We start from the raw sequence: 24,168 nt of genomic DNA, 5'->3' as shown, positions 1-24,168 counted from the left end.
CGACAATTCGCCGGGCGGCGGAGCGGGTGCGGGCGGAGGCTGAATTCACGGCACGGCCGTCGAGTACAACCACATCTCCCACAACTCCCGCAGTGACTCGTCGGAGTAGTTGGCGGCCAGGCCGGTGAAGTCGGCGGTGACGGCGGTGCCGTGACGATGCCGCGTGGTCCAATCCTTCAGTAGCGCAAAGAAATTGTCGCTACCCAACCGCGCGCGCAGCGCGTGCAAGGTCAATGCCCCACGTTTGTATACGCGATCGTCGAACATGTCGCGCGCTCCGGGATCCGCCAGCAGCAGATCTTGAGGCTGGGACCGCAGCTGCGCATGGTGCAGCCGGGCGAGTTCGTCGGCACTGGGGCCGCCGCTGTGCTCCGACCACAACCACTCCGCATAACACGCGAATCCTTCGTGCAGCCAGATGTCGCGCCACTGACCCGCCGTCACCGAGTTGCCGAACCACTGATGCGCCAATTCGTGGGCGATTAGCCGCTCGCTGGATCGCGTGCCATCGCAATGGTTGGCGCCGAAGATCGAAATCCCCTGGGCCTCAAGGGGTATCTCCAGCGGATCGTCGGTCACAACGACGGTGTACCCGGTGGCCAGCGGATACGGTCCAAACAGTTCGATGAACAACGTCATCATCTCTGGTTGACGGGCGAAACCATGATCGAACTCGCGGCGCAGGCGCGCGGGCAGTGCGGCCCGTATCGGTACCGGCGTGCGGGCCAGCCGCCGCATCTCGTAGCTGCCGATCTGTAAGGTGATCAGGTAAGTCGACGTCGGCTCGCGCTGTTCATAGGTCCACACGGTGCGCGACGCGCGCGCGCGTCGCGACAGTAACTGCCCGTTGGCGATGACGAGGTATCGGCTTTCGGTGCTGATCTGGAGATGGAACGCGGCCTTGGCACTGGGATGGTCGTTGCAGGGGAACCACGAGGCTGCGCCGTTGGGTTGCCCGGCGACCAGCACGCCGTCGGTCAGTTCCTCGAAACCGACGTTGCCCCACAGTGAACGAATCGGCCGCGGTGAACCGCCATAGCGCACCACGATCGACAACGTGGCCCCAGTCGGCAGCTTCACTCCCAGGCGGATGTGCAATTTACCACCGCGACAAGAGAATTGGTCCACACGTTTGCCGTTCACCGACACCTTCGAGACCGTCAACGCGTTGGACAGGTCGAGGCTGAAACGTTGCAACTCGGTCAACGTGACGGCGGTGACCGTCGCCGAGCCGGACAGCCGGTTCAATGCGACCTTGTAGTCCAGATCCAGCTCATAGCGCGACACCTGGTAACCGGCGTTGCCGTTCTTCGGCAGGTATTCGTCGATCACATCCGACGGCGGCGCCTTCTTGGCGGAGGCCTTCACGCCTCGGTGTCCTCGATGCCACGCCCGGATGCGCCCTTACCCGCCTTCTTGCGGCGCGGAGTCCACGGCCGGATCGGATTACCCTGCCAGCGTGTCGATCCTGGCACCTCGTCGCCGCGCACCACCAGGGATGCGGGTCCTACGGTCGCACCGGCGCCCAGCCGGGCGGCGGGCAGCGCAACGCAATGCGGCCCCAGCGTCGCACCGGGTTCCAACACTACGCCGTCCATCCGCATGATCCGGTCGTGGAACAAGTGTGTCTGCACCACGCAGCCGCGGTTGACGGTGGCCCCATCACCCAGGGTCACAAGGTCCGCCTCAGGGAGCCAATAGGATTCACACCACACGCCGCGCCCGATGTGGGCACCCAGCGCGCGCAGCCACAGATTCAAGATCGGTGTCCCGCTGGCCGCGCGGGCGAACCATGGCGCGGCAACGGTTTCGACGAACGTGTCGGCCACCTCATTGCGCCACACGAACGACGACCACAGCGGAAATTCGCTGGCCCTGATCCGGCCGACCAGAAGCCATTTCGCGATGATCGTGATCGCACCGGCGATCGCGCCTGCCGCTAGGAGCACCGGCCCACTGGCCAAGGCGGCCCACCAGATGCCGAAAATCCGTGCCAGCGCCTGCAATCCGCCCAGTACGGCGAGCCCGATCGCGACCGACATGATCACCGGCAGCAACCGCAACGTTTCCACCACCGCACGCATCGCCTTCAACCGTCGCGGCGGGTCGTACGTGGTCGCCGCGTCCGCTTCGGCGGGGCGCCGGCGCAGCCGCATCGGCGGGCTGCCCAGCCAGGATGAGCCGCGCTTGGCCTTCGGCGGCGCGGCGGACAGCACCGCCACCAGTCCGTCATCAGGGACCCGTCGGCCCGGCTGAGTGATACCGGAGTTGCCGAGGAACGCCCGCCTGCCGACGGTCGTCTTCGCCGCGTAGATCCAGCCGCCGCCGAGTTCGTACGACGCGACCATCGTGTCGTCGGCCAAAAACGCCCCGTCCTCGATCACGGTGAACTTCGGCATCAGCAACGCCGTCGAGATCTCGGTGCCGGCACCGACTTTCGCGCCCAGCAACCGCAGCCACGCCGGCGTCAGCAGGCTGGCATACAACGGGAACAGGTAGTTGCGCGCGGCGTCCATCAGCCGCTCCGTGGACCACAGCTGCCAGCCGGCCCGGCTGCGCACCGGGTGATAGCCCTCGCGCAGCCCCAGCGACATTGCCCGCACCCCGAGCACCGTCAGCAGGGCGTAGACGGTGAGTCCGGCCAGCGTCGCGGCCGGTGTCCACAGCAGTGCCGGGACCACGGCCTGTGACAGGCGGTGTGTGTGGCGGACCGCAATCCCGATGACGGCCAGACCAGCGCCCACCGCGATCAGCGGCAATGCCCCCAGTGCGACCGATGTCAGCCCGTACATCACGACCCACCGCGTTCTGCGTGGCGGCCGTTCGTCCGGCCACGGATGGTTGACCCGGCCGGATTTCACCGCCGGCGAGCCCTTCCAGTACTGGCCGTTCTTGATCTTGTCCAGCACGCCCGCGCCCGGCGCCACGTCGGCATTCTTGCCGACGATCGCGCCGGGCAGCAACGTGCTGCGGGCGCCGATCGTCGCGTCGTCGCCGATCGTGATCTCGCCGACGTGAAACGCGTCCCCGTCGACCCAGTGACCGCACAGGTCGACTTCGGGTTCGATCGCGCAGCGGTGACCAAGGGTGAGCAACCCGGTGACCGGCGGCAGTGAATGCAGGTCGACACCCTTGCCGATGTCGGCGCCGAGGGCGCGGGCGTAGTACACCAGCCACGGCGCCCCGGCCAGGTTGTGAGCACCGCTGGCCTCGGCGAGCCGTTCGGTAAACCAGATCCTCAGGTGCACCGACCCGCCGCGGCGATAGCTGCCCGGCCGCACCTTCGACAGCAACAGCCGCGCGCACAGCACCGCGATGCCCATCCGGCCCAGCGGCGTGACGAACGCGACGATCGCCACCGCGATCAGCCACCAGTTCACCGCCACGGTCCACGGCACGACGTGCAGGGCTCGGGCGACGTTGTTGCCCAACGCCAGCCACGCCAACCAGGGCAGCGCCGACAGCGTCGCCAGCGGCACGGCGAGCGCGGTCTGCGCGAACCGGGCAAGCCACGGCGTCGGCCGGACCGTGCGCTCGGCGACCCGCGGCGGCGCCTCGAGTTCGTCGAGGAACCCGCCGAGCGAGCCCAGCCGAGGGTGGTCGTACAGGTCGGCGACAGTGACTTGCGGGTACTGCTGCCGCAGCGCGGCGACAAGTTGCGCCGCGGCCAGCGAACCGCCGCCCAGCGCGAAAAAGTCAGCCTCCGGGGTGTCGACTTGTCCGGTTTCAAAGCCGCCGAGCAGGTCCCGCCACAACCCCGCCAGCCAGCCGATCGTGCCGCCCAGATCGGCCGCTTCGTCCGACTCGCCACCCGGCGGCGGCCAGGGCAGCGCGTCCCGGTCGACCTTGCCCGACGTCCGGGTGGGGAGCTCCTCCACCCGGACCAGCCGCGGCACCAGCGAGGCCGGCAGCTGCGCGGCGAGCCGGGCGCGTGCCTCGTTGAGGTCGAACTCCGGATCGGCGCTGACCAGGTAACCGACCAGCACCGGGGTGCCGGCGGCGGTGTGGCGAACCGCGGCCGTCCCGCCGCTGACGCCCGGCAGGTGCACCAGCGCCGAGTCGACCTCGCCCAGCTCGATCCGCCGACCACCGACCTTGACCTGGTCGTCGCTGCGGCCGCAGAAATACAGCCCGTCGCGTTCCAAGCGAACCAGATCGCCGCTGCGGTAGGCGCGCGACCAGCCCAGCGACGGCATCGCGGCGTACTTCTCGGCGTCCTTGTCCTTGTCCAGATAGCGGGCCAGCCCGACGCCGCCGATCACCAGTTCGCCAACATCGCCGTAGGCCACCGGCAGGCAGTCGGCGTCGACGACGGCCAGGTCCCAGCCGGGCAGCGGCAGCCCGATGGGGATCGGGCCGGTGCCGCCGAGTCTCGCCGCGCACGCGACCACCGTCGCCTCCGTCGGGCCGTAGGTGTTCCACACTTCCCGGCCGTCAACGGCGAGGCGCTCGACCAGTTCCGGCGGGCAGGCTTCACCGCCAAAGATCAACAGCCGCACCGCTTCCAGAGCCTCGCTGGGCCACAGCGCGGCCAGCGCGGGCACCGTCGAGACCACCGTCACGTCGCGGGTGACCAACCAGGGGCCGAGGTCCATCCCGCTGCGCACCAGCGACCGCGGCGCGGGAACCAGGCAGGCACCGTGCCGCCAGGCCAGCCACATTTCCTCGCACGACGCATCGAAAGCCACCGACAGTCCCGCGAGAACTCTGTCGGCGGGGCCAATCGGGTTGTCCTGCAAGAACAGCTGCGCCTCGGCGTCGACGAAAGCGGCCGCGCTGCGGTGGGTCACCGCGACACCTTTCGGCGTGCCGGTCGAACCGGAGGTGAAGATGATCCAGGCGTCGTCGCGGGCCAGCGGCGCCGTGGCCCGCCAGCCCCGCGAGGAGCCGCCGCCCCGGAGTAAACCCGCCTCGGTGATGACGCCCACGACGTTGGCCTCACCGAACACCAACTCGGCGCGCTCGTCGGGATCGTCGGCGTCGACGGGCACGTATGCCGCACCGGTGGCCAGCGTCGACAGGATCGCCACGTACAGCGCGTAGCTGCCCGACGGCATCCGGATTCCGATCCGGTCGCCGCGACCGATGCCCCTGGCGGCCAGCCATTCCACGCTGGCCTCGATGTCGCTGATCAATTCGCTGTAGGTGAGCTGGACCGCTCCGTCGTCGATGGCCGTCGCGTCCGGGTAGCGCGCGGCGGTCTCGTAGAGGATGTCGATCAGCGTGCGCGGGCTCGGTGCGGTCGGCGACAGCGTGTACTGCGCTGGGACTCGGGCTGGGACAGGAGGCCCAGAAGGCAAAGTCACCCCACGAAAATACTCAAATCCCGGCGCCACGCCCGCAACCGCTCGCGGCGTGGTCGGCGGGGCGTCAGGCGGTGCGGCGCTGCTCGAGCCACTCGGCCAGCGAGCGCCCGGCGTCCAGGACATGGTGTTCGGCGATCCTGCGGGATCGTTCGACGTCCTTGTCCCCGAGCGCGTCGAGTAGCTCCTGGTGCTCGTCGAGGGAGTGCTTCTCGTGGTCGGGGAACAAGGTGAGGAAGTTGCTCGGCACCACTCGCGCGGCCTGCTTGATCTGCGTCAACAGCCGCGGGGAGTGCGCGGCGCGGTGGATCTTCTGGTGAAAATGCCAGTTGGCCTCGCCGATACCGTCGTCACCGGAACGCGCCACCACATCCGCCGCGAGCTCGCGCAACATGTCGAGCTCTCCGGGCTCGAGGCGTTGGGCCGCCCAGGCGGCGGCCTGGCCGGTGAGGACACCGAGGATGGTGAAGCTGTCCATGACATCGGTGGGGCTGATCCCGATCACGGTGACGCCGCTACGCGGCGCGACCTGGACTAATCCCTCGAAGGAGAGCTCCAGCAGCGCCTCGCGGACCGGGGTCCGACTGGTCGCGAACTCCTCGGTGATGGCGTCCAGGTCGACCCGTGCGCCGGCAGGCAGGGCGCCGGTCAGGATGCGGTCCCGGAGTTCGCGGGCGGCGCGTTCGCGCACCGTGCCGGCGATGTCGATCCCCGAAATCGAAGCCATCAGAGAATGCTATCAAACAACACATCTAACATTTGAAATCTGAAATATCAGATGCTAGATTCCGATTATGCCTGGTCGACGACAAGACAAGATGGCCCTCGTTGCTTTCATGCAGGCGGGCAATACCTCGGTGTACGCGGGCTCGTGGCGACACCCCGCGACCGAACACGGGTACCTCGACGCGTCCTACTACGCGAAGATCGGTCGTCAGCTCGAAGAAGGCTGCTTCGACCTGATGTTCTTCGACGATCGCCTGGCGATGCCGGGGGTGTACGGCGGATCGGTGAATGACGCGGTCTCCTACGGGGCCCGCCCGGTCAAGCTGGACCTCAGCGTCGTGCTCGGGGCGCTGGCTCAGGCCACGTCGCGGATCGGCCTGGGCGCGACCTACTCGACCACCTATCACCAGCCGTTCCACGTGGCCCGAACCTTCGCCACGCTGGACCACCTCTCCGGTGGGCGAGCCGCCTGGAACGTGGTCACCTCGGTCAACGACAGCGAGGCGCAGAACTTCGGCGTCGACGCGCACCTGGGCCACGACGAGCGCTATGACCGCGCCGACGAGTTCATGGACGTGGTCGCCGGGCTCTGGGACACCTGGGAGGACGGCGCGATCCTGCATGACCGGGCAGCCGGGCGCTACGCGGACCCGGACAAGGTGCACGAGTTGGGACACGTCGGGCAGTACTTCTCCGCGCGCGGGCCGCTGACCGTGCCCCGCACCCCACAGGGCAGGCCGGTCATCATCCAGGCCGGATCGTCGGGACGCGGCCGCGAATTCGCTTCGCGCTGGGCTGAATTGATCTTCACCGGCGATCCGGGCCTCGATGTCGCCCGCAGTCACTACGCCGACCAGAAAGAACGCATCGCCGATGCCGGGCGCGATCCTGCCTCGGTACGGATCTGCCCGATGGCCTACCCTGTGGTGGGCGAATCCGAGGCCCACGCCAAGGAACGCGAAGCTTTGTTCCTCAACGAACTGGTTCACCCCATGGCATCACTGACGTTGTTGTCGGAGTTGATGAATTACGACTTCGCGCAACACGATCTGGACGACCCGGTCACCGACGAGCTGATCGCGTCGGCCTCCGGAATTCGTGGGCTGGTTCAGAACCTGCGCACCCATATCGGCGGCGACACCGTGACCGTCCGTGATCTGGCCGGCCATCGCGCGACGCTGCTGCAGGGCCCCCGCTTCGTCGGCACCGGCGAGCAGGTTGCCGACCAGATGGCGGACTGGTTCGAAAGCGGAGCCTGCGACGGCTTCGTCCTGGCGGCAACGCATCTGCCCGGTGCATTCGAAGACGTTGTGCGGATGGTGGTTCCGGAGCTGCAACGACGCGGCTTGTTCCGCACCAAGTACGAGTCCTCGACACTTCGGGGACACCTTGGGCTGCAACGGCCCTCGAACACCCGGGTGGGCGCCGGTGCGAATGCTTGACGGCGTGCGAGTGCTCGACCTCGCCACTTTGGCCGCCGCCCCACTGGTCGCGACCTACCTGGGTGAGTTCGGTGCCGACGTGATCAAGGTCGAAGACCCGCGACGCGGCGATCCGATCCGAGGTTGGGGTAATCAGCGCGAGGACGTCGGGCTGATGTGGAAGTCCTTGTCGCGCAACAAGCGGGCCATCACGCTGGATCTACGCTGTGCTGAAGGCCAGGCGATGGTGCGTCGTCTGGTCGAACAAGCCGACGTCGTCATCTTCAACACCCGGCCGCAGACGTTGCGTAAATGGGGCCTGGACTACGAGAACCTGCGCGCCGTCAACGACCGGATCGTGATGCTGCACATCACGGGGTACGGGTTGACCGGGCCGAAGAGCGAACGCCCCGGCTTCGGCACGCTCGGTGAGGCGATGAGCGGCTTCGCGCACATCACCGGCCCGGCCGGCGGCCCGCCCACGCTGCCGCCGTTCATGCTGGCCGACGGCGTGGCCTCGTTGAATGCCGCCTACGCGGTCATGATGGCGCTGTACCACCGCGACGTGCACGGTGCACCGGGGCAGCTGATCGATGTCAACCTCATCGATCCGCTGGCGCGATTGCTGGAACAGACACTGTTGGGTTACGACCAACTGGGCGTGGTGCCCGAGCGTGCCGGCAATCGTTGGGACATCTCGGCCCCGCGCAACACCTACCGCACTGCGGACGGGCGATGGCTGGCCATGTCCGGCAGCTCACCCGCCTTGGCGTTGCGCGTGTTTCGCGCAATCGGCCGAGACGACCTACTGTCCGATCCCGACTTCTCCGATCCGCAGCGGCGGCTGGCCCGGGCCCGTGAGGTCGACACCGTCGTCGCGGATTGGGTTGCCACCAAAAGCCTTTCGGAGGCAATGGAGACATTCGAAGCCCACGAGGTAGCCGCGGCCCCCGTCTATGACATCCGCGATCTGGTCGCCGACGAGCAGCTGGCGCATCGCGAGGTGTTCATCTCGGTCGAGGACGAACAGCTCGGGTCGATGACGGTGCAGGCCCCGGTTCCCCGCTTCTCGTCGGCGTCCGGAACGGTCGGCCACCTCGGACCCCGCATCGGTGAGCACAACACCGAAGTCTACGGCGAGCTACTTGGCTTGACTCCCAACGATATTGACGATCTACGCGCCCGTGGCGTGTTGTGACAGAAGGAAATTGGTGACTGATCTGCTCCGTCGTTCCGAACTCGCGGTGCCCGCGAGCAACGACAACATGTTCGAGAAGGGCGCCAGGTGCGGCGCGGACCTGGTGTTCCTCGACCTCGAGGACGCGGTGCCGCCGGCATTCAAGGAGGAATCGCGCGTCAAGGCGATTACCGCGCTCAACGACATCGATTGGGGGCGTACGGCACGGGCGATCCGGATCAATGGCCTGGACACTCAGTGGTGCCACGACGACGTCATCGACGTCGTCACCAAGGCCGGCGAGAACCTGGACACGATCATCATCCCAAAGGCCCGCAAGGCGCGTGATGTCTGGTGGGTGGACGTGCTGCTGACCCAGCTCGAATCGAAACTTGGTCTGAGCAACAAGATTCGGCTCGAGGTTCTCATCGAGGAGGTGGAAGGCCTTGCCAACGCGGAGCAGATCGCCGTGGCCAGCCCGCGGCTGGACGCGATGATCTTCGGGGTTGGCGATTTCTCACTGTCGCAGGGTGCGCGGGTGGACACCAACTTCGTCCCGGTCGGCGAATACCCCGGCGAATTCTGGGCTTACGCGCGGAACAAGGTGATTGTCGCGGCGCGCATCGCCGGTATCGACGCGATCGACGCCCCCTATCCCGACTACCGAGACCTTTCCGGCTATGAGCGCGACGCCCGGCGCGCATCGTTGCTGGGCTACACCGGCAAGTGGGCCATCCATCCCGACCAGGTGCCGGTCGCCAACGGCGTTTACGCGCCGACCGCGGATGAGATCGCCCGTGCCGAAGCCAATGTCGCCGCCTACCGGGACGCCGAAGCCAAGGGGCGGGGCGCGGTCGGAGTCAACGGGGTGCTGGTCGACGTCGCCCACGTGAAGCAGGCGGAGCAGACGCTAGCCCGCGCCGCGTTGATCAATGGCAGCGGCTAGGTCTGAAATCGACGGTTGTCTGATTGAGGTCGTCCTTGCCGGGGTAGTCCGTGATTGATCAATTCTACGGACGCCCAATAGAAAGGGGCATAACGTGATCGTCTTAGGCATCATTCTTGTTGTCGTCGGTTATTTCGCCGCTATCCCGATTCTGGAAACGCTCGGTGGCATCCTGGTGCTTATCGGTGTGATCTTGTGGATTCTCGGGGCGGTCGGGCGTCCGGTGGCCGGCCGCAAGGTGTGGTTTTAGCGGTCTGATCGCCTCCGGCGTGCGTTGACGGTGCAGAGTGTGTGTTCAGGAGCCCGGCGGCACTAAGCCTGCCCCGAATGCACACTCTGCGCCGTGGGCGCACGCGACCGCTAGCCCTACCCGCAGAGTGAGACGCGCACCGATTGCCATCAAGGCGCACAAGCTATTTCGACGCGTTGCCGACGGTTCGCTGTCGACGTAGGTTCATTTCATGGCCAGGATCCTGTTCGTCGTTACTGCAGCCAGTTACTGGACGCTCAACGATGGCACGCGGCACCCGACCGGCTATTGGGCCGAAGAATTCGCGGCCCCCTACGACGCACTTAGCCGGGCCGGCCATCAAATCGTGGTCGCCACGCCCGGCGGCACCGTGCCGTACGTCGACGTGATGAGCCTGCGTCCGTCGATGGCCGGCAGCCTCGAGATCGCCGAGAAACTCGAAGGAATCCTGCGCTCGGCCGAAGAGCTGCGCCGCCCGATCCAACTCGCCAACGCTCGGCTGGACGATTACGACGCCGTGTATTACCCCGGCGGCCACGGCCCGATGGAAGACCTGTGGCGGGATGCCGATTCGGGACGGCTGCTGATCGCCGCCCTCGCGTCGGGCAAGCCGCTGGCCATCGTCTGCCACGCACCAGCTGCGATCCTGGCCACCCGCCGCGACGGGACCTCGCCCTTCGCGGGCTATCGGGTCACCGCCTTCACCAACGACGAAGAGGACGGGGTCGGTCTCCGTGCGAAGGCGCCTTGGACGGCCGAGGACGAACTGGTCAAATTGGGCGTCGACTTCGTTCGCGGCGAGATGTGGAAGCCGTTCACGGTGACGGACCGCAATCTCTTGACCGGGCAGAACCCCGCGTCGGCCGGGCCCCTCGCCGAGAAGGTACTCGAAGTGCTTCGTTAGACGCGGCGCCAAGCGAATTCACAATCCGGCAAGATCCCGCCGACCGCCGACCGCCGAGCAGCTGGACCGCGGAAGCGGCGGCCGTAGCGGACCGCCGACCGCGGCGCTGCGGATACAGTACATTTTCCCTCGGCGCGAACTGCAGGCGAGATGTCAGACGGCAGGTCAGCATCCGGGCTGGGTTGAGGAATGAGGGCCGATGTCAAACTGGCTGCGAGACTTCGCGACAGATGTCGATTCGGCACGGTCGCTGTCCGGACGGGCTCGCGCCCGACGCTGGCAGCACCTGATCACATGCTTCCCGTCGTTGTCGGAAATGAGAGTGTTGGATCTGGGCGGAACGCCAGAGTCGTGGCAGCTGGCGCCGGTGTCGCCCCGGGCCGTGACTACGGTGAACCTGATGCCCGCGCAATCCGAGACCCCGGGAGTGACCGCGATCCAAGCCGACGCGTGCGATCTGCCGAGTTCGGTGACGAATGATCGTTTCGACTTGGTGTTTTCCAATTCGCTGCTCGAACATGTCGGCGGTCACGTGGGACGACAACGGCTGGCGGACAACGTGCACACGCTGGCCGACCGCCATTGGGTGCAGACCCCGTATCGCTACTTCCCGATCGAACCGCACTGGCTCTTTCCCGGCATGCAATGGCTGCCGTACGAAGCGCGCATCCAGGTGTCGATGCATTGGAACCGCGGTCACATTCGAACGCACACCCGCGCGGCGGCGCAGGAGCAGGTCGACGAGATCGACTTGATTGGCATCTCCCAGATGCGTACTTACTTCCCGTCCTCGGTTATCTGGTACGAGCGGTTCGCCGGATTGGTCAAGTCGTTGGTGGCTATCCAAACGTGAAGGTCAGGCTCCAGGCAAGACCGCAATCGACTTGATGTTGAATCCAGGATTATCGGTCGCGTAGGACGCCGATCGTGCGGGCTGCGTCGACGACGTTCGACGGTTGCGTCGAATGGCCTGAAAACAGTGTTCGTGCTGGACAATACGCGGGGCGGGCTGGTCATGGGTGGAGCTGGCGTTGCAGGGCGGTGTTGTGGTCTTCGAGGTCGAGGATGCGGGTGATGCCGGCGATGTTGACACCAGCGGCGGCCAGGGCGGTGATGCGGGTGATGCGGGTCAGGTCGTTGGTGCTGTAGCGCCGTGTTCCGCCGGTGGTGCGTGCCGGGGTGAGCAGTCCGCGTCGTTCCCATAGTCGGATCGATTGGATGGCCGCTCCGCACAGTTCGGCGGCGACGGAAATCGTGTAGATCGCGTGGTCGGGTGTTGGTCTATCCCCGGTGTTGCGGCCGGTCATCGCCATGTGCGGTTCGCTTCGTCAGTGGTGGACAAAATTTTGCTTGTCGGCTCTTGCGAGGAGAGTGTATCTGAGTTATATAAAAAGTGTGCCATCTGGCACAGATTTACTGGTTACAGAACGAGTGATTGGAGTGTTGGAGGTGGCGACCATGTTGGTGCGTAGCGATCCGTTCCGCGATCTCGATCGCTTCACTCAGCGGGTATTGGGTACTGCGGCGCGTCCGGCGGTGATGCCGATGGATGCCTGGCGTGAGGGCGAGCAGTTCGTCGTGGAGTTCGATTTGCCGGGCATCAAGCAGGATTCGTTGGATCTCGACATCGAGCGCAATGTGGTGACCGTGCGTGCCGAACGGCCGGATGTGGATTCGAGCCACGAGATGTTGGCCACCGAACGGCCACGAGGGGTGTTTTCCCGGCAGTTGGTGCTCGGCGACAATCTCGACACCAACCGCATTGAGGCCTCTTATGATGCTGGCGTGTTGCGGTTGCGTATTCCGGTGGCCGAGAAGGCCAAGCCCCGCAAAATCGTTGTCGCCCGGGACAACAGGCAGCAGGCTCTTAGCGCCTGAGTGGCCGGTCACATGCTGACAGAAAGTGGGTCAGTGATGTCGCAGTGCACGCCGACGCTACCGTGCGAAATCATCGAGGCGCCAGCCGAGCAGGCCGCTGTGCCGCTGATCGTTGACGACCCGTCGGTAGCCGCGCTGATCGCCGAGGTCGACGCCATCCTGTGCGCAGCGGCGTGCAACCTCCGCCCTCTGCCGCCGGCACCACCAGCGATCGGGTGCGCCCTCAGGGGGCCCCGGTGTGCCGGTCGGCCTTGGTGGGTAGCGGCGTACCCGTGGAGGGGACCGGTGTATCGGGTTGATGCTGTGCAACGCGGCCCTCCGGGCGCCGCCACCACGCTGACAAAAGCCTGGCGGCAGAGACAAGGGAAGGGAGGTGATGTCATCACCGCAAAGACGAGCGGGCCGGCCCGCCATCTGGGCCACACTGTGGGCGCTCTCTACACCCGGTGCGGGTGAAGAACACGCCGATGCCCAAGTCGGGCAACCTATCCCAGGCGGGCGGCCCGCCCCCCCAAACCACACATTCTCCGCTGACCCAAGCACCGACTAGTCCTGCCGACCAGATTTTCGCTACATCAAGGAGAGGGGCCACAACCATGAAGGGCACCCGGGAACGATTCGCGTACCAGGCGACCGCGATGACAGTGGAGGCCGACCCGGTCGACTGGGCAGAACAGCATGACGTGGTGCCGCTGCCCGACGATGAGTACCCCCATGCCGGCGACGATGCCCTAGTCAGCGCCTCGGGACGATTCGCCGGCCGTTGAGCAGTGGAGATCGGAAGTACTAAATGCCTGACAACGCTGACGGTGGCGCCGGGTCCGTAGACCCGGCTGCGCGTCGGGTGGCGTCGCGATGCGGTTCGCCGGTTGGATGTCGTCCAGTCGGCGGGGATCACATGCGGACCCTCCCACCACGGTCTGCCAAGCCGCGCAAAAAACGCCCCGACACGTAATCGAAGTCGTGGCGCGGCCCCCGCAGCTTGCGCGGCCGTCACTCGCGCATCTCTACTTGGGGGAACTTACGACGTCGCCGCGGCCGCTGTCGTGATGGTGTCGTCGACACCGCCGACCTAGGGGCGATTACGGGTTACAGCTCCGGTTCGGTCGGGTTCGTCGCTGCCCGTCCCGAAGGTGTCCGAGTCAGCCAGCACGGTGTAGACCTCCCAACGTTCGCCAGCGGGTCCGGTCACCCAAACCTTGTCCTGGGCAGCGAAACAGCAGGTGGTATCGATCTCTTCCTCGGTGAACAGCCCTGCGCCGGTCAGCCGGGCGATCTCGGTGTGCACCGAGTCGCTGTCGGCAACTTCGACGCCGAGATGGTTGAGCGTTCCGCCGTGGCCGTGGTTCTCGATCAGCACCAGCTTGAGCGGGGGTTCGGTGATGGCGAAGTTGGCGTAGCCGGGTTTTATCTTGGCCGGTTCGGTGCCGAAGAGCTTGGCGTAGAAGGCGATTGCCTTGTCCAGGTCGTCTACGTTGAGGGCTAGCTGCACACGCGACACGGTGGTTCCTTTCTCCGGTTCCGGGTTTGTGGTGGGAGTGGGCAGGAGTTCTGTGATCAGAGTCTCGACACGGTGGGCGCAGCGGCCGTACCCCGGCGTGCGGTCTCTGAGCGGGTTATCGTCACGGGCGGTGCTTCCGTTTCGTCGCGTCCAGGTCGTCGAACTTCAAGAGTGACGAAAGTTGCTGCAAAGCAGCGGGAATCACCCAGTAGTACACCCAGGTGCCCCGCCGCTCGCAGTCCAACAAGCCCGCTGAGCGCAGCAGTTTGAGGTGGTGCGAAATCGTTGGTTGGGAGACGTCGAACGTCGCCGAGATCTCACAAACACACGCCTCGCCGCCGGGATGGCTGGCGATCAGACTCAACAACCGCAGGCGTACCGGGTCGCTGAGCGCTTTGAACATCGTGGCCAAGGTTGCGGCCTCTGAATCGCCCAGCGCGGCCGCCCCCAACCTCGGGCAACACGCCTCCGACACGTGATTCGACATCCCTCTATATAAACAGATATCTAATCAGCGTGCCGGCGGCCGAGCGGTCAACTTACGATTTCGACTTCACTTGCCAGTGCGGGCTCTTGACCGCCTCGAGAGCCTCGGTGACGTAGCGATCGAGCGGTCGCGCGGTCATGGTTTGACGAACCCACTGCTGGAATCCGAAATCTGCTGCGGCAAAAGCAAGTTGAACAAGAAGGCCGGGTCGGATATCGACCTGCGGGTTCGCTCTCATGCGTTCGGCGATCAGTTTCAAGGCCCGCTCCTTGTCGGCGGGGGTGTGAATCGTGACCTTGTCCAGCAGGCCAGGCGCCCCGAGCAGGGCCTCTCGCCACTGTTGGCAGTCGGCCTCGTCGAATGAGCGGGTTCGCGTGACGATGGCGTTGGTGAGGGCGATGTCGGGCGCCTCGCCGGGCGGCCGCTGTTCGAGCAGGTTGACAATCGCGGCGCCGCCATGCCGGACCGGGGCGAGCAACAGCTCTTCCTTGGTCGGTACGTGCCGAAACAGGGTACGCGGAGAAACTCCTGCGGCCGTGGCGATTTCCTCTGTCGTGACGGCGTCGTAGCCGCGCTCGATGAACAGTCGAAACGCCGCCAGGCTGATGTCCGCCCGGATCTGGGCGCGCTGCCGATCCCGCAGCGACTCTCCCGTCATCGGAAACAGCCGATTCCGCCGTCGACGTGAATCGTCTGCCCGGTGATGAAGGTCGCGTCGCTGCCCAGCAGGAAGGCCACCAGCGCGCCCACGTCGGTATGGACGTCGCCGATCCGCTTCATCGGAACACGCCCCACCGCCTTCTCGTATTCCTTGGGCGCGAACGACTTCCAGAACTTGACGCCGTCCGATTCGGCAAACGGGCAGATGACGTTGACGCGGATGTTGTCGCGACCCCATTCCAGCGCCGCGACCTTGGACAGGCCGCGGATGCCCTCCTTGGCGGTGGCGTAGCCACCCCACTTGGGTTCGCCACCGGTGCCCGTGCCGGAACCAAGGTTGACGATCGACCCGCCGCCGGCCTTGACCATCAACGGGTGCACCGCCTGCATGAGCAGAAAGGTCGCGCGGGGACCGACGTCGTGACCGAGCGCGAAGTCTTCGAGCGTGATGTCGACGAATGCTTTGGGCTCGTTGGTGGCGATGGCATTGTTGACCAGCCCGTGCACCGCGCCGAAAGCGTCGACCGCGGCGTCCGCGATTCGCTGTGCGCTATCCGGGTCGCGCAGATCGGCGACCAGTTGTTCGACACCACCGATTGCCTTGAGCTCGGCAGTGGTCTGGCCGAGGACGTCTTCTTTGATGTCGACCAACAAGACCTCTGCACCACGTTCCAGCAATGCGATGGCGACGCCTTTGCCGACACCTTGCGCGGCCCCGGTGACGATCGCGACGTGTCCGCGCATCGATTCGGCGTGGGTATAGCTCATGTGACGGGTCCCATCTGCAGCCGCACGCCTCGGTGCATCTCGTAGGTGCTGCGCGCCCCGTCGGGCAGTTCGATGAATTCCACCGGTGTCCCGTCCGGGTCCTTGACGAAAAACATTCGGACGCCGCCGATCTCGAACGGCTCCTGGTCCGGCGTATAGCCGGCGTCGGTGATGCGGCGGTGCGTGCCGTCGAGGTCGGTCACCGACAGTGACACGTTCTGGATCCCGGTGATGCCGCGTCGGGCCGGCTTGTCGGCGGCGGGTTTGGTGCCGAGTGAGAGCAGCTCGACCATCAGCCCGCCCAGCAATCCGCCGACCACGCGGCCCTCCTGTTTGCGGGTCGCGTGCAATGCCGTATCGAAAGGCTCGCCGGAGATCAGGGATTCGAAGACGACGTCCATGCCGAGCACGTCGCGGTAGAAGGCGAGTGCGCGATCCATGTCGGTAACGCCGACGACGAGATGACAGAACGAAACGTCGTCGAGGACGGTCATCTGGTCTCCGCGGTGAGCTTGGGAGCCGGGCGCCCGGCAAACAACGGCAGGTCCAGATAGGTCTTGATGCCCGGCTCGGCGGCGCAGACGTCGGGAATGGCGTTGATGCAGTGATTGGCCGTGACCACGACGCCCGGATTCTTCACCAGTCCTTCTTCGATGGTCTCCGGTTGCAGCCCCTTGAAGGTGAGGCTCACGGTGGGGTCTCCGGTGATCTCGACCTCGAAGCGCTCCCCGATTCCACCGAAATTCCATGCGGGGTCCAAGTTCTCCTCGCCCATTAGCCAGTTGACCGCCGCGGTGATGACCGGCTCGCCGTCCACGAGGGCCTGCCAGCGGAACCGGCGTGCGGCCACTGTGCCCGTGGTGATCGGGAACGGTGCGTAATCGATGTCGGAGGTCGCCACGGCGACATCTTGGATGGTCCTGATATTCGGCTCGATGCGGAATCCCATGTGGTCGGCGATCATTCGCACCGATTGTTTGAAGCCCGCCTCGAGCAGGCTGGCCATCGGCCCAGACATGGCCTCCTCGGGGGTACCGCCGAATCCCATGATGTGGCGCACCACGTCGGGAGCGTTGTAGGTGCGGATGTCCGAGAACTCCTCGGCGCGCACGTGGGTGACCGCCGACGAGAGGGAGGACACCATGAGCGGGAAACGCTCCGTGATGCCGCCCGGGTGGATGCCCGAACCGTGCAACGTCACGCCGCCCTCGACCGCGGCGTCGGCGACGGCCTGGTGTCGGGCGTTGCCCGGGTCGGGGTAAACCCAGCCGACCGGGGTGACCACGTTCTTGCCGGACCGCAGGATCGCGATGACCTCGTCGTCGTTCGGTATCAACGGGCTGTACATGACGCAGTCGGCGTCCAGCGCGAGAATCTCGTCGATGTTGGAAGTGGCGGTGACACCGAGATCCGCCGTCCCGATGATCCGGCCGACGTCGACGCCGTTCTTTTCCGCGCTGTGCACCCAGCAGCCGGCCAGCTCGAGCTGCGGGTGGTTGAGCACGCACTCGATCGCGGCCTTGCCGACCCCTCCGGTCGCCCATTGAATGACACGCAGCTTGGACGGGTTACTCATCGCTGACCTCTCGAATGGACACGGCGCGTGGACTTTTTACACGACGACGACCTGCTGGCACATTATGACCGAATGGCAGTCACTGTCAACGACGAGGGCACGCGCCGTAGAGCTCAAGACCATCACCGACGTGTTGCGGTCCCGGGTGTGCGTCCGGGGGCCCGCACCGCATACTCGACGCCCGCCACGCTCGACGGCCTACCGTCGCCGTTTAGTTGCAGCGGCCTGGATGCCGGTGAGCAGCATGTCGAGGGCGCGGTCGAAGTCGTCACCCATCGTCGAACGCTGACTGGTCTCGGCCAGCGCGGCCAGGTGCGGGTGCTCGGCGCCGGCGAGGTCGCCGATGCGCTGGGCGATCGCCGCGTTGGATTGTTCACGGTCGGCCGCGGCCAGCGGACCAGCCAATTCGACTTGGGCAGCGCCCATTACGAGGCTGAGCACCGCGCGAAACGCGGCGAGCGCATCGAGGTCACTCAGCCCCGCGCGTCGCAGCGCTTCGACGAGGCGTTCGGCGGGAAGGTAGCCGACTGCCGACACCGCGCGGCGTGTCAACACCAACGGCGCTGCGTTGGGGTGTTGACGCACTCCCCGCCAGATGGCGGTCGCGACGGCCTTGACGTCGGCGTGCCAATCGTCGGACCGGCGCGGCAGGCGGACATCGGCGAGCACCGCCTCGGCGACCAGGCCTTCCAGCTCCTCGCGGTCTTTGACGTAGTTGTAGAGCGTCATCGGTCCGGTGCCCAATGCGGCCGCCAGCGATCGCATGCTCAGGCCCGCGAGCCCGTCCTTGTCGACGATTTGGATCGCCTGCGCCCGCACCTCGGCGAGAGTGAATCGTGCCCGCATCTAGCGCCCGGCCTCCTCGGTATGTGGACCCATTGACACGTACACTGTACGTAATATAAAACGTACGGTGTACGTATCTATGGAAGGATCTCACATGACGGCCGCATACGACACCGCGAGGGTGTCCTTCATGTCGCGCGGTACCCGTTGCGCGGGCTGGCTGACTCTTCCCGACGGCCCCGGGCCGCATCCGGGCCTGGTGTTGGCCCACGGCCTGGGCGCTACCCATGGCATGTCGCTGTCCCAATACGAGCAGCATTTCGCCCAATCCGGCCTCGCGACACTGGCGTTTGACTATCGGTACACGGGCGAGTCCGGCGGCGAACCTCGTCAGCGGTTCGGCATGCGCGGGCACCGGCAGGACGTTGAAGCGGCGTTTGCCTATCTACGCTCGCACCCCAGTATCGACGCGGCCAGGCTGGGTTTGTGGGGCACCAGTCTTGGGGCGCTGCACGTGCTGCAAGCGGCAGCACACCGAGTCCAAGCAGCGGCCGTCGTGGTGCAATGCCCGATCGTGCACGGGCCGGGGACGTTGCGGCGAGGCGGCGTTATGCCCGCATTGCGGCTTACGCCGGCGATCATCGCCGACGCCTTCAGCCGGTTGCGACGGGCCGGCCGAACGTATGTCGCGATCGTCGGCAGGCCCGGGAGCGTGGCCGCGGTCACGGTCGCGGGCGCGTTGGACGGCTGGTATTCCACCGTAGAACCCGGCTGCACGTTCGATAACCGGATGGCGGCGATGGATGTGCTTGGAATCGCGGCGAGCAGCGCGAAGCGTGGAGCAGCGAAAATCGAAGCGCCGCTTCTTGTCTGCGTATCGCGTCGGGAAACCTTGATGGATCGCCACCACGCCGAAGATGTCGCCGCCGCGGCGCCGCGCGGCGTAGTGCGGCACTACGACGGTGATCACTTCCAGATCTATCACCCGCCGCTGCTGAGTTCGCTACTCGCCGACCAGACCGCCTTTCTGCAGGAGCACTTGGGTGTCCGAGTCGGCTAACGCATTGCGGGACAACGACACAAGACTTGCCGAGTTGGCTCGAAGCATCAGCGCGACGCAGTGGGCCAAACCAAGCCTGTGCACCGAGTGGACCAATCACGAGGTGCTGGCCCATCTGGTCATCGGCTACGGGGTTGGATTCTTCGACGTTGCCACAAGCATGCTGCGGCATCGCGGCTCGTTTGACGGCGCGAACACCGAACTGGCTCGCGGCCTGGCGGCACGGCGCGGTCCGGACCAGTTGCTGGATGACTTTGTCGCGCTGGTACACCGAGCCCGGGGAATCGGCCGCCTCTTCCCGAGACGATTGTTGTTGGGTGACCACGTCATCCACGAGCTGGACATCACCTACGCGTTGGGCAAAGAGTCGGCGATTCCCGCGGCGACCGTCCTCGCCGTGTTGAACACTCAGGTACGGGTGCCCAACCCGTTCGTCCCGGCGGCCGCGCGCGCTCGTGGCCTCAATCTGCTTGCCACCGACGCGAACTGGTCTCATCGCGCGGAGGGACCCGCGGTTGTCGGGCAGTCCGCTCACCTCGCATCCGTGCTCGCGGGTAGGCCCTGGGCGTTGTCGTACCTCAGCGGTGATGGCGTCGCGGTACTTTCGTCTCGGATGTGATCACGACACTGCGGCGGACCGACTCAGGTCAGGTCGATCGGATTTGCTCGGGGATGTCCCGGAGGTACCACGGCCCGTCGCCGAGCAACGCCAATTCCTGATGGTGGTGTTGTTCGACGGTGCCGCGGTGGCTGACGCTGACCATGATGCAGTCCGGCAACTCGGTCCGAACGAGGTTGTACAGCAGGAACTCTAGAGCTTCGTCGACTGCGGAAGTGGCTTCGTCAAGGAAGACCGCCTGCGGTTTGATCGCCAGCAGCCGCGCGAATGCGACGCGTTGCTGCTCTCCGGGCGAGAGGACCTTGGCCCAGTCCCGTTCCTCGTCGAGCCGGGTGGTGAGGTTGGGAAGTGCGGCCTTGACCAGCGCCTGCTGCAACGCGCTGTCGTCGATTTCGCCGGCCAGGGCCGGGTAGGACACCACGGCGCGCAGGGTGCCGAGCGGAACATAGGGCAACTGCGACAGAAACATGACCCGGTTACGGCCGTCCGGGCGGCGCAACGTGCCCGAGGCGTACGGCCACAACTGCGCCAGGGTGCGCAACAGGGTGGTTTTGCCGCAGCCCGACCTCCCGGTGACGACCAGCGCGTCGCCCGGCACCAGCCGCAAATCGAGCGGCGCGATCAGTCGCGTTCCGGATGGTGTGCGGACCTCGACATCGGCAAGCTCGACCGAACCATCGGAGCTGGCCACGGCGGACAGCTCCGGTAGCGTCCGCGCCTCGGCGTTGGCCTGGACCAGCCCGTTGAGCCGGAGTATCGCCGCCCGATAACTGGCGAAGCGGTCGTAAGCGTTACGGAAGAACGACAGTGAATCCTCGATATGGCTGAAAGCGCTGGCCGACTGGGTGACCCCGCCGAACTTGATGCTGCCGGCGAACAGCCGCGGCGCCTGCACGATGAATGGCAGCGGGGTGATCGCTTGACTGACCGTGAGGTTCCAGCCGATGAAGCCAATCGTGCGCCGCACATAGCTTCGGTAGTTGGTAATCGTGGTGTCGAATCGATTCGTCAGCTGAGCGCGCTCGGCTCGCTCGCCGCGATAGAAGCCGACCGCCTCCGCGGCGTCACGCAACCGCACCAGCGCATATCGGAATGCGGCATTGAACTGTTCGTTGCGGAAACTGAGGCGGATCAGCGGGCGGCCTATCCAGAACGCGACCACCGTGGCAACCAGCACGTGGACGAATACGACCCAGAAGAGCGCCCTCGGGAGGGTGACCCCGAGGATGTGCAACGGACCGGAAAGCCGCCACAGGATCATGCTGAATGACACGACCGAGACAACGGAATGGACTGCGCCAAAAACCAAATTGCTCGACGTGCCCCCATTGGGGTGATTAGCTGAACCGCCCATCCCCGCGGTGAAGATGTCGATGTCGTGCTGAATGCGTTGGTCGGGGTTGTCGATCGTGTCATCGATGAAACGAGCGCGGTAGTACGCGCGTCGGTCGAGCCAGTCCATCGTCAAGCGATCGGTAAGCCACACCCGCCAGCGGATCAGGAATCGCTGCATCAAATACAAGTCCGCCATCGTCCGCAACACATGCAGGGTCGCGATCACGCAGAACGTGCGGATGGCCGTCCAAAAGCCGTGGATGCCGGAGTCGCGTACCGCATTGTCGCCGGCGCCGGCCCCCTGGAACGCCGCCTGCAGCGCCGAGTACAGGTCATTGCTGTAATAGCTGAGCAAGATGTTGATTCGCACCGCCAGCATTACCGACAGCAGCAGCACGGCAAACAGACCCCACACCGGGAGGCTCTGCCGGCCGGTGAAGTAATCACCGGTGACGCGCCAAAACTCGCCGCCCCACCGGGTGAACCTGACAGCCGCGAGCCCGATGACGAGCAAACACACGGCGCTGGCCGTCCAGGTCTCGAGAATCCAGCGAAACGACGAGACCAGTTCGTGGTTCCAGTCGATCGATGGGGTGAATTTCTCCATCGCAAGCTCGTCCCCTTTGCGGCGTCTCGGTCAGTCCGGTAGCGGGAAGCCGCGCTGCGGCCCGTCCGGTCAAGGGCAGTCTGCAGTATTTGCCGTAGGCAGGGGTCGAACTAAAGAAAATCGCCGCTCCGGCCCGGCCCTCCCGGCAAGGGATCGAACGACCGTCGATCTCGTTGCCTCGCAACCTTTCCTGCAGGTTGCTAGCGGGTTGCTTCACCGCGGGGGTCTAATTGGGGGATGGAACTGATGAGCCCCACCGACTCGGTATTCCTGCTAGGGGAATCCCGTGAGCATCCCATGCACGTCGGTGGGCTGTCGTTGTACGAGCCCCCCGGGGGCGCCGGTGTGGAGTTTGTGCGCGAGTTCTACGACAGCTTGGTCGCCCAGCAGGATTTCCAGCCCACCTTCCTCAAGCGTCCGGCGACCTTCTTGGGCGGAATCGCCAATCTCGGCTGGTCGTATGACAAGGACCTCGACATCGATTATCACGTCCGGCGCTCCGCGTTGCCCTCGCCGGGGCGGGTCCGCGATCTGCTCGAGCTGACCTCGTTGTTGCACAGCAGCCTGCTCGATCGCCACCGCCCGCTGTGGGAGGCGTACGTGATCGAAGGACTCAAGGACGGTCGCTTCGCGATTTACACCAAGATGCACCACTCCCTTATCGACGGCGTCTCGGCCCTCAAGCTGATGCAACGCGCACTGTCCAACGACCCCGACGACACCGAGATTCGGGCGCCCTGGAGCCTGCGCAAACCCAAGCGCAAGTCCGCGGCGTCGTCGCCTCTGAGTTCGCTGATGCATACGGCGGGATCCCTTGCGGCGCTGGCACCGTCGACGGTGTCGCTAGTCCGTGCCGCGCTGTTCGAACAGCAACTCACGCTGCCGTTCGGAGCTCCGCGCACCATGCTCAACGTCAAGATCGGTGGCGCCCGGCGCTGCGCCGCGCAGTCGTGGTCGGTGGACCGCATCAAGAACGTCAAGAACGCCGCGGGGGTGACGCTCAACGATGTCGTCCTGGCAATGTGTTCGGGCGCCTTGCGCTACTACCTGCTGGAGCGGGACGCCCTGCCGGACACACCGCTGTTGGCGATGGTCCCGGTGAGCCTGCGCCGGGAGGACGAGGCTGACGCCGGCGGCAACCTGGTCGGAGCGATCTTGTGCAACCTGGCCACCGACATCGAGGATCCCGCCCAGCGGCTGGAAACCGTGAGCGAGTCGATGTACAAGAACAAGACGGTGTTCTCCCAGCTGCCTCGAGTCCAGGCTCTGGCGCTTTCCGCGCTGAACATGAGTGCGTTGGCGATGGCGGCGGTTCCCGGATGGGTGACGTCGACGTCGCCGCCCTTCAACTTGATCATCTCCAACGTTCCCGGACCCCGTGAGCAGCTGTACTACGGCGGCGCCCGCCTGGACGGCAGCTATCCGCTGTCCGCGATTCTCGACGGCCAGGCGCTGAACATCACCCTGGTCAGCAATGCCGACAAACTCGATTTCGGTCTGGTCGGATGCCGGCGCAGCGTCCCGCACTTGCAGCGACTGCTCGCGCATTTGGAGTCGTCGCTCAAAGACCTGGAACGCGCCGTCGGGGTCTGAGCGCGGTGCCCAAGCTCAGTGCGGGTGTGCTGTTGTACCGGATCTTCGACGGTGTCGTCGAAGTCCTGCTCGCACATCCGGGCGGCCCGTTTTGGGTCCGCAAAGACGACGGGGCCTGGTCGATTCCGAAAGGCGAGTACACCGACGGCGAGGATCCCTGGGCCGCGGCGCAGCGTGAGTTCGCCGAGGAGTTGGGGCTCCCAGTTCCGGCCGGGCCGCGCCTCGACCTGGGCGTGCTGAAACAACCCAGTGGCAAGGTGGTCACGGCCTTCGCCGTCCGCACCGACCTCGACGTCACCGACGCAAGGAGCAACACCTTCGAGCTGGAGTGGCCCAAGGGCTCGGGCACGGTGCGGGAGTTTCCCGAAGTGGATCGAGTCGGATGGTTCCCGGTGACCCGGGCGCGCACCAAATTACTGAAGGGACAACGGCCCTATCTCGACTTGCTGATGGCGCACCCGGAGCTGACGGGCCTCACCGAAGGGAGTTAGGACGCCGCCCGCGCCTGCGGACCGCGAAGACCACGACCGCAAATGCTAGTTGCTGACGCCTGCGCGGTCACCCACTTCGA

Annotated in this window: 24 protein-coding genes; 12 read left to right on the top strand and 12 right to left on the bottom strand. The window is 65.7% G+C overall.

Annotated features, from left to right (window positions below; translation table 11 throughout):
- Positions 1–45: 45 nt before the first annotated feature.
- From OK015_RS00335 to OK015_RS00325, 3 genes are read right to left on the bottom strand one after another with little or no spacing between them, the layout of a single operon-like run.
- Positions 46–1,368, bottom strand: a complete 1,323-nt coding sequence (locus tag OK015_RS00335) for a M1 family metallopeptidase (RefSeq protein WP_268128393.1) — start codon at positions 1,366–1,368, stop codon at positions 46–48.
- A complete protein-coding gene (locus OK015_RS00330) occupies positions 1,365–5,429 on the bottom strand; it encodes a Pls/PosA family non-ribosomal peptide synthetase (RefSeq protein WP_442791181.1) in 4,065 nt (1,354 codons plus the stop codon). Before OK015_RS00330 ends, OK015_RS00335 begins: the two co-directional genes overlap by 4 nt.
- Positions 5,371–6,030 (bottom strand): GntR family transcriptional regulator, encoded by a 660-nt coding sequence (locus OK015_RS00325; protein ID WP_268128389.1) that lies wholly within the window; start codon positions 6,028–6,030, stop codon positions 5,371–5,373. Before OK015_RS00325 ends, OK015_RS00330 begins: the two co-directional genes overlap by 59 nt.
- Before the next feature lie 67 nt (positions 6,031–6,097).
- Between OK015_RS00325 and OK015_RS00320 the strand changes: the two genes are divergently transcribed.
- From OK015_RS00320 to OK015_RS00295, 6 genes are all read left to right on the top strand, one after another.
- Complete coding sequence (locus OK015_RS00320) at positions 6,098–7,471, top strand: LLM class flavin-dependent oxidoreductase (RefSeq protein ID WP_268128387.1); 1,374 nt, start codon at positions 6,098–6,100, stop codon at positions 7,469–7,471.
- The gene (locus tag OK015_RS00315; RefSeq protein ID WP_268132349.1) at positions 7,464–8,648 is read left to right on the top strand and encodes a CaiB/BaiF CoA transferase family protein; all 1,185 of its coding nucleotides are present in this window, start codon (positions 7,464–7,466) and stop codon (positions 8,646–8,648) included. Before OK015_RS00320 ends, OK015_RS00315 begins: the two co-directional genes overlap by 8 nt.
- Positions 8,649–8,661: 13 nt before the next feature.
- Positions 8,662–9,573: an HpcH/HpaI aldolase/citrate lyase family protein gene (locus OK015_RS00310; protein WP_268128385.1), complete on the top strand. Its 912-nt coding sequence runs from the start codon at positions 8,662–8,664 to the stop codon at positions 9,571–9,573.
- A gap of 94 nt (positions 9,574–9,667) precedes the next feature.
- Positions 9,668–9,823: a hypothetical protein gene (locus OK015_RS00305; RefSeq protein ID WP_268128384.1), complete on the top strand. Its 156-nt coding sequence runs from the start codon at positions 9,668–9,670 to the stop codon at positions 9,821–9,823.
- A 211-nt stretch (positions 9,824–10,034) separates the two neighbouring features.
- Positions 10,035–10,727: a type 1 glutamine amidotransferase domain-containing protein gene (locus tag OK015_RS00300; protein WP_268128382.1), complete on the top strand. Its 693-nt coding sequence runs from the start codon at positions 10,035–10,037 to the stop codon at positions 10,725–10,727.
- Positions 10,728–10,926: 199 nt separating this feature from the next.
- Positions 10,927–11,580: a class I SAM-dependent methyltransferase gene (locus OK015_RS00295; protein ID WP_268128381.1), complete on the top strand. Its 654-nt coding sequence runs from the start codon at positions 10,927–10,929 to the stop codon at positions 11,578–11,580.
- A gap of 160 nt (positions 11,581–11,740) precedes the next feature.
- Here OK015_RS00295 and OK015_RS00290 read toward each other — a convergent pair whose 3' ends face one another.
- Positions 11,741–11,989, bottom strand: coding sequence for a MerR family transcriptional regulator (locus tag OK015_RS00290; RefSeq protein WP_268132347.1), 249 nt, complete (start codon positions 11,987–11,989; stop codon positions 11,741–11,743).
- Between the two features lie 196 nt (positions 11,990–12,185).
- Between OK015_RS00290 and OK015_RS00285 the strand changes: the two genes are divergently transcribed.
- Both OK015_RS00285 and OK015_RS00280 read left to right on the top strand, forming a co-directional pair.
- Positions 12,186–12,605: an Hsp20/alpha crystallin family protein gene (locus tag OK015_RS00285; RefSeq protein ID WP_268128380.1), complete on the top strand. Its 420-nt coding sequence runs from the start codon at positions 12,186–12,188 to the stop codon at positions 12,603–12,605.
- A 596-nt stretch (positions 12,606–13,201) separates the two neighbouring features.
- A complete protein-coding gene (locus OK015_RS00280; RefSeq protein WP_268128378.1) occupies positions 13,202–13,372 on the top strand; it encodes a hypothetical protein in 171 nt (56 codons plus the stop codon).
- Between the two features lie 305 nt (positions 13,373–13,677).
- On the opposite strand, the gene OK015_RS00275 is transcribed toward OK015_RS00280, so the two are convergent.
- The 7 genes from OK015_RS00275 to OK015_RS00245 form a co-directional block, all read right to left on the bottom strand.
- Positions 13,678–14,106: an ArsI/CadI family heavy metal resistance metalloenzyme gene (locus OK015_RS00275; RefSeq protein WP_268128377.1), complete on the bottom strand. Its 429-nt coding sequence runs from the start codon at positions 14,104–14,106 to the stop codon at positions 13,678–13,680.
- A gap of 121 nt (positions 14,107–14,227) precedes the next feature.
- Complete coding sequence (locus OK015_RS00270; protein WP_268128376.1) at positions 14,228–14,593, bottom strand: ArsR/SmtB family transcription factor; 366 nt, start codon at positions 14,591–14,593, stop codon at positions 14,228–14,230.
- Positions 14,594–14,645: 52 nt separating this feature from the next.
- Entirely contained in the window at positions 14,646–15,251 is a 606-nt protein-coding gene (locus OK015_RS00265) for a TetR/AcrR family transcriptional regulator (protein WP_268128374.1), read from the bottom strand.
- Entirely contained in the window at positions 15,248–16,021 is a 774-nt protein-coding gene (locus OK015_RS00260; RefSeq protein WP_268128372.1) for an SDR family NAD(P)-dependent oxidoreductase, read from the bottom strand. The genes OK015_RS00265 and OK015_RS00260 overlap by 4 nt, the downstream gene beginning before the upstream one ends.
- Complete coding sequence (locus tag OK015_RS00255; RefSeq protein WP_326498504.1) at positions 16,018–16,515, bottom strand: VOC family protein; 498 nt, start codon at positions 16,513–16,515, stop codon at positions 16,018–16,020. The genes OK015_RS00260 and OK015_RS00255 overlap by 4 nt, the downstream gene beginning before the upstream one ends.
- On the bottom strand, positions 16,512–17,597 hold the full coding sequence (locus tag OK015_RS00250) for an NAD(P)H-dependent amine dehydrogenase family protein (protein WP_268128371.1): 1,086 nt from the start codon (positions 17,595–17,597) through the stop codon (positions 16,512–16,514). Before OK015_RS00250 ends, OK015_RS00255 begins: the two co-directional genes overlap by 4 nt.
- A gap of 198 nt (positions 17,598–17,795) precedes the next feature.
- The gene (locus OK015_RS00245; protein ID WP_268128369.1) at positions 17,796–18,443 is read right to left on the bottom strand and encodes a TetR/AcrR family transcriptional regulator C-terminal domain-containing protein; all 648 of its coding nucleotides are present in this window, start codon (positions 18,441–18,443) and stop codon (positions 17,796–17,798) included.
- Positions 18,444–18,537: 94 nt separating this feature from the next.
- On the opposite strand from OK015_RS00245, the gene OK015_RS00240 reads away from it, so the two are divergent.
- Positions 18,538–19,443, top strand: a complete 906-nt coding sequence (locus OK015_RS00240) for an alpha/beta hydrolase (protein ID WP_268128368.1) — start codon at positions 18,538–18,540, stop codon at positions 19,441–19,443.
- Positions 19,427–20,062, top strand: a complete 636-nt coding sequence (locus OK015_RS00235; protein WP_268128366.1) for a maleylpyruvate isomerase family mycothiol-dependent enzyme — start codon at positions 19,427–19,429, stop codon at positions 20,060–20,062. Before OK015_RS00240 ends, OK015_RS00235 begins: the two co-directional genes overlap by 17 nt.
- A 28-nt stretch (positions 20,063–20,090) precedes the next feature.
- Here the strand turns inward: OK015_RS00235 and OK015_RS00230 are convergent, their stop codons facing one another.
- The gene (locus OK015_RS00230; RefSeq protein ID WP_268128364.1) at positions 20,091–22,004 is read right to left on the bottom strand and encodes an ABC transporter ATP-binding protein/permease; all 1,914 of its coding nucleotides are present in this window, start codon (positions 22,002–22,004) and stop codon (positions 20,091–20,093) included.
- 237 nt (positions 22,005–22,241) lie between these two features.
- Here OK015_RS00230 and OK015_RS00225 point away from each other — a divergent pair, with 237 nt between their 5' ends.
- Both OK015_RS00225 and OK015_RS00220 read left to right on the top strand, forming a co-directional pair.
- On the top strand, positions 22,242–23,597 hold the full coding sequence (locus OK015_RS00225; protein WP_268128363.1) for a WS/DGAT/MGAT family O-acyltransferase: 1,356 nt from the start codon (positions 22,242–22,244) through the stop codon (positions 23,595–23,597).
- 5 nt (positions 23,598–23,602) lie between these two features.
- Complete coding sequence (locus tag OK015_RS00220; RefSeq protein ID WP_268128362.1) at positions 23,603–24,088, top strand: NUDIX domain-containing protein; 486 nt, start codon at positions 23,603–23,605, stop codon at positions 24,086–24,088.
- The last annotated feature ends 80 nt before the right edge of the window (positions 24,089–24,168 follow it).

It is taken from the genome of Mycobacterium sp. Aquia_216 (assembly GCF_026723865.1).
Lineage (GTDB): Bacteria > Actinomycetota > Actinomycetes > Mycobacteriales > Mycobacteriaceae > Mycobacterium.
The sequence above is the reverse complement of the archived record's forward strand: the minus strand, read 5'-3'. Positions and strand labels throughout refer to the sequence as shown.